Below are 17,387 nucleotides of genomic sequence, written 5' to 3'. Positions count from 1 at the left end.
TTATCCTAATATCTTCAAAGCCACGTAAGGCACGAAATTAAAGATAAAAATAGCTATCTTGTATTGCGCCAAATATTGGAAATATGCGCGCGATAAATCCTCCTCGCTCAGCACGAACATCTTGCTATGGATTCCTGACATCCAACCGCGCATGAGTACTATGAAAATGGTTATAAAAATCAATATCCCGTAGTTGATAACAGTGCACCATCCAAAGAATGCTGTGATTGTTTCGATTGAATTCATTTTGTGTTTCCTGCTGTTTAGATGTATCAGTGTTACTAAGTCACATTTTTGCTTCTTCTAGTTGGTTCAGCGAAAAGTTTTATAGTGTGGCGGAAATTATCCTCCCAACGGCTTTAGAAAGAGGGCTGATTCAACTTATGTTATTATTTTGTTTAAGTATTTCTTGATAGATTATAGCCATGTTTTCCCCCTTGTTGGGTGATGAGTTAAGCAGCTTCTTGATCTCGTGGGTATGTGAACAACAGGTATGCATAATAAAAACTGTTGAATTCATCAATTGAATACAAACCATCCAGTCAGCGAGATAAGATTCGATAAAGATTGGGATGAAAAGCAAATGTTGTGTTTTATACTTAATTCAAGCGCTAAAACCCCTCTTATTCCTGTTTTTAGTTTTTCACGAAGAAGTGCACAATGTATTTTCTTATTGTAGATCCGCGGCTGTTACCTGAAGGCCGAGTCGATTGGTATCAGAGAGTTGCTAAGTGATTATATTAGCATCGACGGATCGAACTCATAACCCAATATATTAAGTTTCTTATTTGTTTTTTAGATTGTGCCTGATGATAAAAAAAGTGAAAGTAAGTGAAGTCCGGTTGGGAATGTATATTCATGCAATTGGTGGCAATTGGATGGAACATCCGTTCTGGAGAAAATCATTTAAGCTGGATCAGCAAAAAGACTTGGATAAGCTTGTGAACTGCAATCTGGATGAAATATGGATTGATACCAGTAAAGGCCTTGATGTTGCCAAAATTATCCAGGTAGAAAATCCTGAGCCTGTGATTTTGGATCAACCGTCACAACCAACTAAGAAACCGGTCGCACGGGCTTCGGTCGAGGAAGAACTGCATGCCGCCAAAATAATTCAACATAAAGCTAAAGAAGCGGTTGCTGCGATGTTTGGCGATATTCGAATGGGTAAGGCTTTCGAAATTGAAGAAGCGGAATCATTAGTGGATGAGATCAATCAATCAATGGAGCGAAATCCAAATGCATTGCTTACATTGATTCGGTTGAAAAATGTCAACGAATATACCTACCTGCATTCGGTTGCGGTTTGCGTGCTGATGGTAGCGTTGGGAAGGGTGTTGGGTTTAAGCGCGGTGCAAATTAAACAAGCAGGCACTGCCGGATTGTTGCATGACATAGGAAAAATGGTGATTCCGAATGAAGTGCTCAACAAGCCCGGAAAATTGACGGATGAAGAGTTTGTCATTATGAAGAGCCACCCGAAACGCGGCTGGGAAATTCTGAAATCCTGTTACCAAGTCCATGAGTCAGCTCTGGATGTTTGTTTGCACCATCACGAGCGAGTAGATGGAAAAGGTTATCCGGAAAAATTATCCGGTGATGCACTATCGTTGTTTGCGCGGATGGGTGCTGTTTGCGATGTTTATGATGCAATCACTTCAGATCGTTGCTACAAATCAGCTTGGTCTCCGGCTGAATCGATACGCAAAATGGCTTCTTGGAAAGACGGGCATTTTGATGAAACTGTTTTTCAGGCCTTTGTAAAAACAATAGGTATTTATCCATCCGGGACCTTGTTAAAACTCAAATCCGAACGACTGGGCGTGGTGATTGAACAGTCTACAAAAAAACTCACTACGCCCATCGTAAAAATTTTTTTTTCTACCCGAATCAACGCACATATTCATTCAGAAATTATAGATTTATCAAAAGAGACTGACGCCATTCAGAGTATCGAAGATCCGGCTAAATGGGATTTTGATCTTAACAAGATTCAGGGAATTTAATCCGCTTTGGCAATTGCTATGCTTGCTTGACGTTTATAACGAATTTCACGGGAGAAAGTTTTAGCGCTCCCGGGTATTTTGTATTCATGATAAGCATCTGTCTCTGCCAGAAATCATGTAACTGTATTCGATAATTTACCTCGTCAATCCCGCATACAGCACCGGTAATTTCTCCGGTAAGCGCTCCACGTGATCCACCACCAAATAATTGCGTTCGCCGAAAATGCGGGATACATACTGATCGGCACGGGGATCGAGGCTCATGCAGTAGGTGAGAATGCCGGAGCGGCTTGCTTCTTCCACCGCCTTCTTGGTGTCGTGGCGTAAATATTGCGGATCGCGCACGTCGACATCAGCGGGTTCGCCGTCGGTGATGACGAGCAGCAGTTTTTTTGCGGATTTTTGCAGTTTCAGGTAATGACTGGCATGACGCATTGCGGCTCCCATGCGCGTCGATAATTGCCCGGTCATGCCGGCTAGGCGGGCTTTGGGAATTTCGTTGTAGGGTTGTTCGAAATCCTTGAAGCGGAAATATTCCACATCATGTCGACCATCCGAGCAGAAACCGTGAATCGCAAACGGATCACCGATTTTGTTGATAGCGTTGGCAAGAAGTACGGTAGCCTGGCGGGTCAGATCCAGCACAGTGTAGTCGTGACCGGAGACTTTTTCGTTGGTGGACTCGGATAGGTCGAGCAGTACTAGTACCGAGATATCGCGCACTTTACGTACCGATCGCATCATGATGCGCGGATCGGGCTGCATGCCCATGCGGATATCGATCATCGAGCGGATGGCGGCGTTGATATCAATTTCATCGCCATCTTCCAGTTTGCGAATGCGGCGTGTGCCCTGCGGCTGCATGGCATCAAGCAAAAATTTCATGCGTGCAATTTCACGTTTATACTGTAATGCGATGTCATCAATGCACTGCATGTCGCCCAGCTTGGCACGCTTTTCCTGTACAGTTGCCCAATCCGGGCGCTCCAGTTGAATTTGATAATCCCATTCGGAATAGTGGTACGGCGCTGAGACAGGCTCCTTGCCTTCTGTTTGATTGAATGAAACACCATTATCTTCGTAGGGGAAGAATTCGGTGCCCATGACCCAGATTTCCTGTGCATCGTCTCCGGCTGTTTCCACTTCAACTTCATTGGCAAATTCCATCACATTGACGTATTTACGGACTTGTTTAGGCGCTTGGTAACCAGCAGTAAGCGACTTATTGAAATCAAACTCCTCGAATTCCCAGAAGTAGCGGTTATCGTCGCGATACGGTGCCGTGAGTATATCGGTGCGGGCATTGAATGGAATATTTTTAGTGCGGAAACTATGCGTGAGTTGTACGCCGATATCCCACGAAATTTGGTAACTATTGAGATTATCTTGCGCGGCTTTAAACAATTTGCGACCTTCAACGATCCACGAATCTTTATCCTTGTAGTCCGGATCAAGCAATGCACGCGCCAGGCGGTTGAGATAATCACCTATCGAAACGTTCATGTCCGGGGTGGCGTTGTGCAGTGCTGACCAGGCTTTGCGTAGGCCGGGAAAACGACGAATTGAAAGCTCCTCGACGCGTGCGTCTTCGATGATGGCAATGATCGCCATTTGCATTGGATTTAAGCCTTCTGCGGAAATCGGCACCTTGGTTTCCACCAGATGCGCAGCAGCGTGCGCTGCAGCGGCGCGATAGACCTCGGTGGCGGAAATGTCGCCATGACTGTCATATGCATCGGGCAGGTGAATGAAATAATTTTCAATGAACGGCTTGTAGCCTTCGCGTGATTCAAAGTCACCAGAAGTCGGCTTCATGAAAAAATCGCGACCCCACAATGCGCGCAGATACATATTGATACGGCGCTGTACATCAACAAACAGCGTTCCTTTACGTTCTTTTTGCAGGATCGCGAGCGACTCCTTGGAATCCAATCCGAAGTATTTGATTTGCTCTTCGTAGTTGGTGCGATGCGCATGCGCGCCCCACATTGCCCAGCGGCGCAAGCCCCCTAAAGTCAGTTGACTGAACAGGATATCCAGTTTATTGAGCATTGGACGCATGCCACGCGGCGCTTGTGCAATCAATGTATTCAGAAATTGCAGATAATTTTGAAATAGCTGAGTATCGCCGAGACGTTTGGCTGCTGTGGGGGAGGTGGCTAATACCAATTCAATCACAGCGCCAGAGGTGCGTGAGGCAAGCGAAAGAACAGAAGTGGCCAAATCAGCAATAATATCTTCCCCGACTTCTTTGGCTACCAGTGGGATTTCATCAATCCAACAATCAACTAAGCTGCGTCCGCGCCCCAATCTCTGTAGTGCTGAAACGCCTTTCAGATAGTTATCCAATCCACGCGGTGAAAAAATTTTAACGACTTCAGGCCAGGCATGGTGTAGTAATTCAATGGATTCGGGTTCCAGATCTTCCAGTAGCTCTTTATAGTCATTCAGATTAATACTCATGAAAGCACCTGTCTATCTTCATAAAACAATCGATCGGTTTGCGCGCTCTAAAAGCCGCTTAACTTAATTAAAAAAAGTACTAACCGCTGCGTCCAGTGCATCACGCATATCAGGGTCGTCCGTAATTGGGCGCACCAATGCGACACGGCAGGCTGCATGAGCATCAACTTTCTTGGTGATTAGGCTGCCCGCATAAATTAACATGCGCGTCGAGATACCTTCATCCAAGCCATGTCCTTTCAGGTTGCGAGCGCGCTCAGCGATGGATACCAATTTTTCGGCGATATCAGAAGATATGCCGGATTCGTGCGCAACAATTTCGCTTTCTATCTCATGATTGGGGTAATTGAAATCCAGCGCGCCGAAACGTTGTTTGGTCGATTGTTTCAAATCTTTCATCAAGCTTTGATAGCCAGGGTTATAGGAAATGACCACCTGGAAATCTGCGTGTGCCTGAATCAATTCTCCTTTCTTTTCTAAAGGCAGCACACGGCGGTTATCGGTCAGTGGATGGATGACGACCGTAGTGTCTTGGCGGGCTTCGACCACCTCATCCAGATAGCAGATTGCGCCATAACGCGCAGCAACAGCTAACGGCCCATCTTGCCAGCGTGTGCCCTTGGCATCTAATAAAAAACGTCCCACCAAATCAGAGGCGGTCATGTCTTCGTTACAAGCAACGGTAATCAGCGGTTTTTTTAATTTCCAAGCCATGTATTCGACAAATCGGGTTTTGCCGCAGCCGGTAGGGCCTTTCAACATCATAGGCATGCGCACCGAATAGGCGGCTTCATATAATTTCACCTCATCGGCTACAGGATGGTAATAGGGCTCAGTGGTTACACGGTATTGATCAATGATTTTGCTCATGATGAACTCCTGTTCTTGCTATCGGAAAAGTACTTTAATTTTGATCAAAAAAAACCCCCCGATCCTGTTGCAGGTAAGGGGGGTTCCAGGGTACGAACCCCGTTGTGTCTGTCGTCTATACAGTCTTGCCGCGGTATATCACCATGGCTGTGCCTTGTGACTGGTTGAAATTGTTGTAACCAATCAAGCGAACATGATTATTTGGATTGGCTTTATGACATGCGGCAGCTTCTGCCAGCACGCGGTCGACATCCGTTTCGCCAAACATGGGTAGTTTCCACATGTACCAGTAGGAATCCATCACATATTCTGGTTCTGTATGCTCAATGGCAGGATTCCAACCCTTACTGATCAAATACTGTACTTGCTTCTTGATGTCTTTGTCAGCCATCGCAGGCAGATAGGAGAATGTCTCAAACTTACGGCTTGCTGGATCACTGACACGTGATTTGTAATCGATTACTTCGGTCATAATTTATTCCTCATTATTAGAGAGATGAAGAAGAAAAGCATGGTTAAGCATCGGCTTTTCTTCTTTAGTTATGTATTGTTTATTTGTGCGCTACGTCTAGTTTATCAACCGTATCAAACTCGAACTTAATCTCTTTCCATGTTTCCATGGCAATTTTTAGTTCAGGGCTGCTTTTGGCTGCCTTGGTCAGAATCGCTTTACCTTCTTTCTCGATTTCAACACCTTGGTTACGTGCTTCTACACAGGCCTCTAATGCAACCCGGTTAGCAGCAGCGCCAGCAGCGTTACCCCAGGGGTGACCCAAGGTACCACCACCAAACTGTAGACAGGCATCGTCACCAAAGATCGCGACCAGCGCTGGCATATGCCAAACGTGAATGCCGCCTGAGGCAACCGGGAATACACCGGGCATGGAACCCCAGTCTTGATCGAAGAACAGGCCGCGGCTACGGTCTTCTTTGATGAATTTATCGCGCATGGTGTCAATCCAGCCAAGAGTTGCTGCGCGATCACCTTCTAGCTTGCCGACTACAGTTCCGGAATGCAGGTGATCACCACCCGATAAACGCAGTACTTTGGTTAGAACGCGGAAATGGATGCCATGATGTGGATTGCGATCAAGCACGGCGTGCATGGCACGGTGAATGTGCAATAGCATTCCGTTGTTGCGGCACCAGTTTGCCAGCCCCGTATTGGCTGTTAAGCCACCTGTTAAGTAATCATGCATAATGATTGGCGCGCCTAACTCTTTAGCAAATTCTGCACGTTTATACATTTCTTCTGGGGTTGGTGCGGTTACATTAAGGTAGTGACCTTTACGTTCTCCGGTTTCACGTTCGGCTTTCTGGCAAGCTTCCACCACGAATTCAAAACGATCGCGCCAGCGCATGAAAGGTTGGCTGTTAATGTTCTCGTCATCCTTCGTCAGATCTAAACCACCGCGTAGACATTCATATACGGCGCGGCCATAGTTTTTTGCTGACAGGCCCAGTTTGGGCTTAATGGTACAACCTAACAGTGCGCGGCCATATTTATTCAAGCGATCGCGTTCTACCTGAATGCCTGCAGGAGGTCCACCGCAAGTTTTGACATAAGCAATCGGGAAGCGGACATCTTCTAGACGTAATGCGCGCAGCGCTTTAAATCCAAATACGTTACCTACCAACGAGGTCAGCACGTTAACTACCGAGCCTTCCTCAAACAAATCGATTGGGTAAGCTACGAAAGCATAATAACAAGAGTCATCCCCAGGTACATCCTCAATCTTATAAGCACGTCCTTTGTAGTAATCCAAGTCGGTCAACAGATCGGTCCACACCGTGGTCCAGGTGCCAGTAGAAGATTCTGCAGCGACGGCAGCCGCTACTTCTTCACGAGGCACGCCGGGTTGCGGCGTAATTTTAAAACATGCCAGAATATCAGTATCTAATGGGATGTAATCAGGGGTCCAGTAAGTTTGTCTATATTCTTTTACACCAGCGTTATATGTTTTTACTGCCATAGTTTCTTCTCCAGTTAAATTCCACTCACCTCCAGCCAAAAGATCAGACAGAAACGAGGGGAGATTGCGTTACACACAACAAACATGACTACTTAAGTCTATGAATGACACTATAGCGACATATATCCATAAGAACAAATCAATAATATTGATGTGTATAATAAGGTATTGCTTATATTAAATCTTAGTGAAACGATGCATGCTACATCTTACATTACGTCAATTGCAAGTGTTTGAATCGGTTGCCCGGCATTTGAGTTATTCGCGTGCAGCTGATGAGCTACACTTGACGCAACCTGCTGTTTCTATGCAAATCAAACAGCTGGAAGGTAACATTGGTTTGCCGTTATTGGAGCAGCTGGGAAAACGAATTTATCTGACCGAAGCGGGACGTGAATTGTATCAATACAGCCGATCGATTGCTCAGCAGCTATCCGATGTGGAAGTGGCTTTAGATGAATTAAAAGGTATGGAACGCGGCAAGCTGAATATTTCCGTCGTTACTACAGCGAATTATTTCGCGCCGCATTTATTAGCAAAATTTTGTCAACGTTACCAGGGTGTGACCGTGAGTTTAAATGTTTCCAATCGTGAAGCAGTTTTAAAACAACTGGCGGATAATTTGATTGATCTTGCGATTATGGGGCAGCCTCCCGAAAATCTGGATATTGATAGCGAATCTTTCATGGAGAACCCATTGGTTGTCGTGGCACCTCCGGATCACCCGTTGTGTAACGAGCGATTTATTCCCGTAGAACGATTGGCCGAGGAGACTTTTTTAGTGCGGGAGTCCGGTTCCGGCACACGCAGTGCCATGGAACGTTTTTTCGCCGCTCATAAAATCACGATCAATAAAGGTATGGAAACAGATACGACTGAAGCTATCAAACAGGCTGTACAGGCAGGCATGGGTTTGGGTATCATGTCGCAGCATACTGCGGAACTGGAACTTGAAACGAACCGGTTGAAAATTCTGGATGTTCAGGGTTTCCCCATCGTGCGTTACTGGCATGTCGTGAATCGGAAAAATAAGCGCTTATCCAGTACTGCAAATGCATTTAGAGAGTTCTTGCTGAAAGAAGCAGAAAAGCTGATGCTGGTGTCGAAACGAACATAATACTTTGACTAATATAAAAATATCACGCATTCTTGCATGTGCGAGGTGCCTGACTTTAGTTAAGCATGATTCTTAATGAATGGCCTATTTTGGTTTTTTTGATAAAACTGCTGCCAAAGTGAAAAAATCGTCTACAGTAATTGTCGGTTTATGGTGCAGTTTAAGTGCACTGCTGATTCTATTGGTTGATTTGAAAACATCAATGGGTATTGCCAGCGGTGTTTTCTATATCATTGTTGTATTAATTTCATTGAAATCGCCACACAAAGGCTTCACCATAGCAGTTGCAACATTCTGTACTATTTTAGTTTGGTTCGGATATCTAGGGTCGCCGCTCAGTGGAGTTGAAATGTATATAGCTTATACCAATCGCTTTCTAAGTATCTTAGCAATCTGGGTTACAACTGTTTTGTCATTATTGCAGCGCGATAGTATTAACCAATTACATCAAGAACGGCTAATGCATTTACAGTCACTGAGAGAAGCTGAGATTCAGCAAGAAAAATTAAAAATGCTCAAAGCGACCATGCGAACAGTGCAGGATATTACTGGAAATTTTTTGAACAATCTGCATTTCTTCAAACTGGAGATTAATAGAAGTAACACGTTGTCACCCGGGTCAATGAAAAAGCTTGATCAGGTGACCCAGGAAACAACACTGCGACTAAACAAGTTAGCAGATTTGGATGAAATACGTGAAAAAAAGATGGCAGGCGATATGGTGGGTATCGATTATGATCAGCCAACTAAAGATAAGAATACAACCGACGTATAAATTAACGCAGTGAGGTAAGCCTCCGGCTTTGCCGGAGGTAATTTAAACTTATTGAATAGATAAAGAGGACGAATAATAATGTCAGGGCAGGGATCGGGTGGAAACGTGGTGGCTGCAGTATGCAGTTTTTTTATACCGGGGTTAGGGCAGCTGGTGCAGGGGCGCTTATTACCAGCTTTTTTATTTTTTGCAATTTGTGGTACAGGTTATTTTTTTGCGGTGCTGATTATACCGGCAATCATCGGCGGAATTTTTCATCTTTGGTCAATTATTGATGCGGCTCGATTTACGGGGTCTACGTAATCAATTGCGAGTTTAAGCTGGTTTTTTGCCGGATTGCTCGAGTCTGTAAAGTTATTGATTTTATTGTCGGTTATTGGTTATTGTTAGGCAATTTATTTTGTTACTGTTCTGTCACTGGCGGCAGAAAAGAATTGTTTGGAACCGTATTCAGATACAATCTAAGGTTTTCACAATAACCGTCTTCAAATAATTATTTTATGTCGTCAGCTAAGCAAGTTTCGCAAAAAGTTGGTTTTGTCTCTCTGGGGTGTCCAAAGGCGTTGGTCGATTCAGAGCAAATTTTGACTCAGTTACGGGCTGAAGGCTATGAGATATCGGCCTCATACCAAAATGCCGATCTGGTCGTGGTCAATACTTGCGGGTTTATTGATAGTGCTGTTGAAGAATCGTTGGATGCTATTGGCGAAGCTTTGACAGAGAATGGCAAAGTGATCGTGACAGGTTGTCTCGGTGCTAAAGAAGATGGAGAGCTTGTCAAAAAAGCGCATCCTCAGGTGTTGGCGGTTACCGGGCCGCATGCGTTGCCAGAAGTCATGTCTGCTATACATGCGCATTTGCCACAACCCCATGATCCTTATATCAGTTTGATACCTCCGCAGGGAATTCGTCTGACACCGAGACATTATGCGTATGTAAAAATTTCCGAAGGTTGTAATCATCGATGCACGTTTTGTATTATCCCATCAATGCGCGGTGATTTGGTTAGCCGTCCGATTCATCAAGTGTTACAGGAAGCCGAACACTTGGTAAATGCTGGTGTTAAAGAGTTGTTGGTCATATCGCAAGATACCAGCGCTTACGGTGTGGACGTTAAATACCGTACTGGTTTCTGGCAAGGGAGACCGGTGAAAACACGATTGACCGAGCTTGCACAAGCTTTGGGATCGTTGGGAGTGTGGGTGCGGCTACACTATGTTTATCCATATCCACATGTGGATGAGGTGATTCCACTGATGGCCGAAGGTAAAATATTACCTTATCTTGACGTGCCGTTTCAGCATGCAAATCCGCGCATTCTCAAAACGATGAGACGGCCCGCAAGTGCTGAGAATAATTTGGCTCGAATTCAACAATGGCGGAAAATCTGCCCTGATATCACATTGCGAAGTACCTTTATTGTCGGTTTTCCGGGTGAAACCGAGGCTGAATTTGAAGATCTTTTATCTTTTTTGCAGGAAGCGCAATTGGATCGCGTCGGTTGTTTTACGTATTCTCCCGTTGAAGGCGCTGCTGCCAATGAATTGCCTGATCATATACCCGAGGCAATTAAGCAAGATCGTCGAGCGCGTTTCATGCAACGACAGGAAGAGATCAGTCGCCAACGATTAGCTGCGAAAGTAGGTCATACAATGACGGTCATGATTGACGAATTAACTGAGAGTCAAGTGATTGCGCGGAGTAGCGCGGATGCACCGGAAATTGATGGATCAGTTTATGTGGAAAAAGCTGAATATCTGCGGCCAGGTGAATTCATTGAAGTCCAAATTACTGGATCGGACGCGCATGATTTGTTTGCCGTCACGTTAAATTGTGATCCTTCTCATCATAGCAGTGGCTCGAAATAGGAAGTTTTTTATATTACCCAGAGAAATTTTGTGTGGCGTATTCCAGTAAATAGGAGTCTGAAAGTAATCGCTTCGCTGTGATTGTTTGTTCTATTGTGATTTCACCTAACCCTAAGAATTGATGCTGCTCGGAATACAATCGAATCAGTTTCCTATCCTTCATCATTTCACTGATGTTTTCCGGGAATACAATATTGCGGCCTTGCTGAATATGCAATGCGTTCAATCGGTCTAACGTGATTGACGGATAATCATGTAGTAAATAATCAATGGGTAATAAGGAATTATCCCGTTCGGACAAACTCATATTTTCAAGTGCGATTAAGGAATATGCTTGTGATAAATCAAAACGATCTATCGCAGAGCGGCGTAAGCCAGTCAAATAAGCACCGCCGCATCCCATTGCTTTGCCAATGTCTTCAGCAAGTACCCGAATGTAAGTGCCAGTGCCGCATTGAATGCTTAGTTGTAATTCATTGTGATTGAGTGACTGAATTTGAATTTCGTGGATGACTATTTCACGTGCTTGACGTTCAATGACCTCGCCATTTCTAGCATAACAATAGAGCGGCTTACCATGATGTTTAAGTGCGCTGAACATAGGTGGCATTTGTTTGATTATGCCAATAAATTGTGTCAGTGTTTGTTGACATTGTGTGAATGTTGGATTCTGAACAGTTGCTGCGACCTGACTGATTAGGCCTTCCGCATCACCGGTTGTGCTCATGAAACCGAGCTTTAACGTTGCTTCATAGGTTTTGTTAGCACCTAGCAATATCGATGAGAATTTGGTGGCTTCGCCGAAACAAACTGGGAGTAATCCAGTTGCCATTGGATCCAGAGTCCCAGTATGCCCACATTTGGCGGCAACAAATAATTGTTTTGCGGTTTGCAATGCTTTATTGGATGAAATTCCATAGGGTTTGTCCAATAATAAAACGCCACTAATGTTACGTTTCTTGGGCTTAATCAGGTTATTTGATGGGATATTTGAGATATTAATGTGCAATCAACTGGTGAAATTGATTAGTTATCTGAATCGGCTGGATGAAGTGATTTATCTTGGGAAACGGCTTCGTCGATTAATTTTGACAAACGAAAACCACGTTCAACTGATTCATCATAAACAAAATGTAACTGTGGGACAAGGCGCAGTTTCATGCGATGAGATAAATTTGAGCGCAGAAAACCTTTAGCGTGCTCTAAGCCTTCTTCTACTAGAGAGCTTTCATCTCGGTGAACCAGCGTCGTGTAAAAAATCTTGGCATGACTATAATCACGAGTTACCTCGACAGCCGTGATGGTGATTTGTTTGACGCGCGGATCCTTAATTTCATTTTGTATCAAGTCCGCCAACTCGCGTTGTATTTGATCAGCAATACGTAAACTACGGGAAAAGTCTTTAGGCATACTTTATGTTGTATAAACGCTTACTGCAGGAAGCGTGCGGTTTCGACAATTTCATAGACTTCCAGTTGATCACCTACTTGAATATCATTAAAATTCTTGAGCGATAAGCCGCACTCAAAGCCTTCTCTGACTTCTTTAGCATCATCTTTAAAACGCTTCAGTGAATCGAGCTCGGAGCTATGAATTACCAAGCCATCTCGCAATATTCTGACTAATGAATTTCTTTTGACAATGCCATCCAATACGTAACATCCGGCTACTACGCCTACTTTAGGTATACGATAGACTTCACGAATATCAATCAGGCCTAGAATAGTTTCTTTACGTTCAGGTGACATCAATCCTGAGAGTGCGGCTTTTATTTCGTCGACGGCTTCGTAAATAATGTTGTAATACCGCACGTCGACATCGTTGGCCGCAATCAATTTGCGTGCGCCTGCATCTGCGCGAACATTAAAACCGATAATTACAGCTTTTGATGCTATTGATAGATTGACATCTGATTCAATAATTGCACCCACTCCGCTGTGGATGATGTTGACTTTAACCTCATCAGTTGCAAGCTTCTGTATAGAATATGCCAACGCTCCGCAAGATCCTTGAACATCAGCTTTGATGATCAAGGATAGAATTTTTACATCGTCTTGCTGATCAAAAACGCTTTCAAGTTTTGCGGCTTGTTGTTTTGCAAGTTTGACATCCCGGTATTTACCTTGACGGAATAATGCGATTTCTCGTGCTTTTTTCTCATCATCCAGCGCAAGAACTGTTTCACCAGCTTCAGGAACTTCGGATAAACCCTGAATTTCAACTGGAATAGATGTTCCTGCTTGCTTAATAGCTTTGCCATTTTCATCGGTCATGGCCCTAACCTTGCCAAACACTGCGCCAGCTAGCAGTGCATCGCCACGCTTTAGCGTCCCTGATTGCACTAGAATTGTAGCGACGGGTCCGCGTCCTTTATCAAGGCGTGATTCAATCACGACGCCTTTAGCAGGGGTGTTAATTGGCGCTTTAAGCTCCAATACTTCGGCTTGTAATAATATAGTTTCCAATAAGGTGTCAATACCTTGTCCCGTTTTAGCCGAAACTTCAACGAACATTGTATCGCCACCCCATTCCTCAGGTAAAACCTCGTGGGCAATCAATTCCTGTCGAATGCGTTCAGTGTTTGCGTCAGGCTTGTCAATCTTGTTGATTGTTACAATGATGGGCAGATTCGCTGCTTTTGCATGATGTATAGCTTCAATAGTTTGAGGCATAACGCCGTCATCTGCAGCGACCACGAGAATGACAATATCGGTAATTTTTGTGCCGCGTGCACGCATTGCGGTAAATGCTTCATGACCGGGTGTGTCCAAGAAAGTAATCATGCCGTGATCAGTTTCTACATGGTAAGCACCGATATGTTGGGTAATGCCACCAGCCTCGCCGCCAGCAACGCGCGTGCGACGGATGTAGTCCAATAATGAAGTTTTTCCATGATCAACATGCCCCATAACAGTAACTACAGGAGCACGTGCAACCAGTTCTGCTTCAATTGCTGTTGATTCACGGTCAGCTAGGAAACTCTCTGGGCTATCCAATTCGGCATATTTTGCAATATGCCCCATTTCTTCCACGACGATCATTGCAGTGTCTTGATCCAACATTTGATTGATTGTCACCATGCTGCCCATTTTCATCAATACCTTGATAACGTCAGCAGCTTTAACCGACATTTTCTGTGCAAGTGCGCCCACGGAAATGGTTTCCGGCACCATAATGTCGCGCACAATTGGCTCCGTCGGAGCGGAGAAGCCATGGATATTCTGATCTTCTGCATGTACAGGCTTGCTATGCTTGTCTCTACGGGTTCTCCAACCTTGTCCGCTGCTAAGATCACCGTGGGTTTTAACACCTCGTTTCTTGGTATTTTCATCTTTCCAAATGACTTGCTGCTTGGCTTGTTTCTTTTTCTTGTCTGCTTTTTCTTCAGGCTTTACTACCGGTTTATGTAATGTTCCGTCAGTCGAGCTAGATTGCGAATCTATATTGCTCTGTTGCTCAGTTTCATTGTTCTTGGCAGTGATTGGGGGCACACCATTTATTGGCTGAGTAGTATCTGAAGACTGTGGTGGTGGTGTTGATAGCTTCGTTTCAGTAATTATTTCTGCTTCGGCAGTTTTCTTTTGTGCAAGATCAGTCGTGTCTGTATTTTTGCGCGCCTTTTTTTGCCTTACTTCTTCAGCTTGGCGTGCAATTAGCTCCGCTTGTTTTCTTGCTTCTTCATTGCGCAAAGCCAATTGATCTTCATCAATGACGGATCCTGTAGTTGCTTGGTTGGTAACATCCGTTGGTTTGCTTGCTGTTGCCGGTACAGTATCAGCATCGTCAACCATCATTGGTTTTGCCAGAATGCGTCTTTTCCTAACCTCTACTTGAATGGTCCGTGCTCGGCCAGTACTGTCAGATTTCCGAATCTCGGAGGTTTGTCGGCGTGTCAGAGTAACTTTGCTTTTGGTCTCAGTTGTACCGTGTGTTTTTCTTAGATAATCAAGTAACAGAGCTTTATCTTGCTCAGTCAAACTGTCTTCCGCCAGCATTTTTCTTACACCGGCAGCCTTAAGTTGCTCCAGCAGTACTGCCGGTAGCAAACCCAGTTCATTCGCAAATTGTTCCACACTCATTTGAGCCATTTATAACCTTCCAACAATCAAAACTACAGACAGGTTCCACTATAAAATGAATAAATCGGCTAATCTATTATCAGCCAGTTTTTAAAATTAAGTAAACCATGGTTCACGTGCTTTAATAATTAATTGATTTGCACGTTCAATATCAATACCAGTCATCTCAACTAAGTCGTCAGCAGCTAAATCAGCCAAATCAGATTGGGTAGTGATGCCCTTTGCTGCTAACTCTCGAATAATATTGATATCCATTCCTTCGATTGAAAGCAAATCTTCAGCAACATGTTCGACTTTTTCTTCGTTAGCAATAGCGTCTGTTAACAATACATCACGTGCTCGATTTCTTATTTCATTGACTGTCTCTTCGTCTAATGATTCGATCTCCAGCATCTCGTTTAATGGGACATAAGCTACTTCTTCAAGCGAAACAAAACCTTCTTGCACAAGTATTTCTGCGATTTCTTCATCAACATCCAATTTTTGCATAAAAATCTGATAGATTTGTGACGTTTCCTGCTCCTGCTTGGTTTTTGATTCCTCTACGGTCATGATGTTGAGCTCCCAGCCTGTTAATTCGGAAGCTAAACGTACATTTTGTCCACCTCGGCCAATAGCCTGCGCCAAATTATCATCATCGACCACAATATCCATGCTGTGTCTTTCTTCATCAACCATAATACTGCTGATTTCTGCGGGTGCCAGTGCATTAATAATAAAAGTGGCAGGGTCATCGGACCACAGTACGATATCAACACGCTCACCTGCCAGTTCGCTAATAACTGCTTGCACTCTAGATCCGCGCATACCTACGCAAGTTCCAATTGGGTCAACACGTTGATCGTTTGATTTGACAGCGATCTTGGCGCGCGACCCGGGATCGCGTGCGGCTACTTTAATTTCTAATAAGCCTTCTTCAATCTCTGGAACTTCTAACTCAAATAATTTCATCAGAAATTCAGGGGAAATGCGTGAAAGTTTTAATTGCGGCCCCCTGGCGGCACGATCCACTTTGTATAAATAGGCACGCACGCGATCACCGACACGCAGGTTTTCTTTTGGTATCATCTGGTCACGCGGTAATTCCGCCTCGATTTTTCCAGATTCAATAATGGCATTGCCACGTTCCATGCGCTTGATTGTGCCGTTAATTAAATAGTCTTCTCTTTCAAGAAAATCATTCAAAGTTTGTTCACGCTCAGCTTCACGAATTTTTTGGAAAATTACTTGCTTTGCTGCTTGTGCTCCGATGCGCCCGAATTCAATCGGTTCCAGTGTTTTCTCAAGATAATCACCAACTTGGATATCGGCATCAGTTTGTATGGCATCACTTAAAGCAACTTGGCGCGCTGAATCTTCCACGGAATCGTCGTCTACAACCAGCCAGCGGCGGAAAGATTGATGATTCCCTGTCTCTCTATCGATAGAAATGCGAGCTTCAATATCTTCTTGAAACCGTTTCTTGGTGGCGGACGATAATGCAAGCTCCAACGCTGTGAAAACAATTTCTTTTTCAACTGCTTTTTCACGCGCTAATGCATCAACTAACAGTAATATTTCGCGGCTCATAATTCTCCAGTTAAATCCTTATCCTACAATTTTGGAACCAAACGAGCTTTTCCAAGGTTACTTAATTCAAGGTCTAATAATTTTCCTTCGATTTCAAGTTTTATTATGCCATTATCCACTTCTCGTAAAATCCCTACAAAATTTTTTTGACCTTCTAAAGGAACGCGCAGCTTTAATTTTACTATTTCTCCTTTAAACCGAAGAAAATCTGCTTCTTTTCGTAAGGGCCTATCTAATCCTGGTGACGAAACCTCCAATCGGCCATAATCAATATTCTCAACTGCTAGTAATCGGCTCAAGTGGTTACTGATGGTCACGCAATCATCAATGCCAATACCCCCAACTTTATCTACAAATATTCTTAGCAATTTGTTGTGTGCTGATCGTTCCACTTCGACCAACTCATAACCCAAACCATTCAGAGTCGATTCCAGTAATTCTTCCAGTGCCATAGCTCCACCACAAATAAAAAATGGGCCGAAAAAGCCCATCGCATCTACTAAGCGAATTTTAACAAATATTTATAAAATATGGAATATAAACTTCGCAAAGGCTATGTAACAATTAATTATTGAATTGTTTGTCCAACGTGCATTGAGATATAGAGGTGTGCACAATGAAATCAACGGAATTCAAAGCATGGATGGAATTGATTGAACGCATGAGT

15 protein-coding genes are annotated in these 17,387 nt (G+C 44.0%); 5 read left to right on the top strand and 10 right to left on the bottom strand.

Annotation, left to right across the window (positions count from 1 at the left end; genetic code table 11):
* Positions 1-246 (bottom strand): DUF6868 family protein, encoded by a 246-nt coding sequence (locus tag Q0C11_RS08505; protein WP_293007126.1) that lies wholly within the window; start codon positions 244-246, stop codon positions 1-3.
* 563 nt (positions 247-809) lie between these two features.
* Between Q0C11_RS08505 and Q0C11_RS08500 the strand changes: the two genes are divergently transcribed.
* Entirely contained in the window at positions 810-2,006 is a 1,197-nt protein-coding gene (locus tag Q0C11_RS08500) for an HD-GYP domain-containing protein (protein ID WP_293007125.1), read from the top strand.
* A gap of 135 nt (positions 2,007-2,141) precedes the next feature.
* On the opposite strand, the gene Q0C11_RS08495 is transcribed toward Q0C11_RS08500, so the two are convergent.
* The 4 genes from Q0C11_RS08495 to Q0C11_RS08480 all read right to left on the bottom strand — a co-directional run bounded on the left by Q0C11_RS08495 (position 2,142) and on the right by Q0C11_RS08480 (position 7,312).
* On the bottom strand, positions 2,142-4,469 hold the full coding sequence (locus Q0C11_RS08495; protein WP_293007124.1) for a nitric oxide reductase activation protein NorD: 2,328 nt from the start codon (positions 4,467-4,469) through the stop codon (positions 2,142-2,144).
* Positions 4,470-4,532: 63 nt separating this feature from the next.
* The gene (locus Q0C11_RS08490) at positions 4,533-5,339 is read right to left on the bottom strand and encodes a CbbQ/NirQ/NorQ/GpvN family protein (RefSeq protein WP_293007123.1); all 807 of its coding nucleotides are present in this window, start codon (positions 5,337-5,339) and stop codon (positions 4,533-4,535) included.
* 115 nt (positions 5,340-5,454) lie between these two features.
* Positions 5,455-5,811 carry a ribulose bisphosphate carboxylase small subunit gene (locus Q0C11_RS08485; RefSeq protein ID WP_293007122.1) on the bottom strand — a complete coding sequence of 119 codons (357 nt, stop codon included), beginning with the start codon at positions 5,809-5,811 and terminating at the stop codon, positions 5,455-5,457.
* Between the two features lie 79 nt (positions 5,812-5,890).
* Entirely contained in the window at positions 5,891-7,312 is a 1,422-nt protein-coding gene (locus tag Q0C11_RS08480; protein ID WP_293007121.1) for a form I ribulose bisphosphate carboxylase large subunit, read from the bottom strand.
* Between the two features lie 199 nt (positions 7,313-7,511).
* On the opposite strand from Q0C11_RS08480, the gene Q0C11_RS08475 reads away from it, so the two are divergent.
* The 4 genes from Q0C11_RS08475 (at position 7,512) to rimO (ending at position 11,072) form a co-directional block, all read left to right on the top strand.
* Entirely contained in the window at positions 7,512-8,429 is a 918-nt protein-coding gene (locus Q0C11_RS08475; protein ID WP_293007120.1) for a LysR family transcriptional regulator, read from the top strand.
* 79 nt (positions 8,430-8,508) lie between these two features.
* Positions 8,509-9,204, top strand: a complete 696-nt coding sequence (locus Q0C11_RS08470; protein ID WP_293007119.1) for a hypothetical protein — start codon at positions 8,509-8,511, stop codon at positions 9,202-9,204.
* Positions 9,205-9,282: 78 nt separating this feature from the next.
* Complete coding sequence (locus Q0C11_RS08465) at positions 9,283-9,507, top strand: hypothetical protein (RefSeq protein ID WP_293007118.1); 225 nt, start codon at positions 9,283-9,285, stop codon at positions 9,505-9,507.
* A gap of 197 nt (positions 9,508-9,704) precedes the next feature.
* On the top strand, positions 9,705-11,072 hold the full coding sequence (rimO, locus tag Q0C11_RS08460) for a 30S ribosomal protein S12 methylthiotransferase RimO (protein ID WP_293007117.1): 1,368 nt from the start codon (positions 9,705-9,707) through the stop codon (positions 11,070-11,072).
* Between the two features lie 13 nt (positions 11,073-11,085).
* Here rimO and truB read toward each other — a convergent pair whose 3' ends face one another.
* From truB to rimP, 5 genes are all read right to left on the bottom strand, one after another.
* On the bottom strand, positions 11,086-12,081 hold the full coding sequence (gene truB, locus Q0C11_RS08455; protein ID WP_293007116.1) for a tRNA pseudouridine(55) synthase TruB: 996 nt from the start codon (positions 12,079-12,081) through the stop codon (positions 11,086-11,088).
* Positions 12,082-12,098: 17 nt separating this feature from the next.
* Complete coding sequence (gene rbfA, locus Q0C11_RS08450) at positions 12,099-12,482, bottom strand: 30S ribosome-binding factor RbfA (protein ID WP_293007115.1); 384 nt, start codon at positions 12,480-12,482, stop codon at positions 12,099-12,101.
* 20 nt (positions 12,483-12,502) lie between these two features.
* Complete coding sequence (gene infB, locus Q0C11_RS08445) at positions 12,503-15,160, bottom strand: translation initiation factor IF-2 (RefSeq protein ID WP_293007114.1); 2,658 nt, start codon at positions 15,158-15,160, stop codon at positions 12,503-12,505.
* Positions 15,161-15,247: 87 nt separating this feature from the next.
* Positions 15,248-16,720, bottom strand: a complete 1,473-nt coding sequence (gene nusA, locus Q0C11_RS08440) for a transcription termination factor NusA (RefSeq protein ID WP_293007113.1) — start codon at positions 16,718-16,720, stop codon at positions 15,248-15,250.
* A gap of 23 nt (positions 16,721-16,743) precedes the next feature.
* A complete protein-coding gene (rimP, locus tag Q0C11_RS08435; RefSeq protein ID WP_293007140.1) occupies positions 16,744-17,172 on the bottom strand; it encodes a ribosome maturation factor RimP in 429 nt (142 codons plus the stop codon).
* Positions 17,173-17,387: the final 215 nt, after the last annotated feature.

Source organism: Nitrosomonas sp. (assembly GCF_022842015.1).
In the GTDB taxonomy this organism is placed as follows: Bacteria; Pseudomonadota; Gammaproteobacteria; order Burkholderiales; family Nitrosomonadaceae; genus Nitrosomonas.
This window is presented reverse-complemented; position numbering and strand designations above follow the sequence as displayed.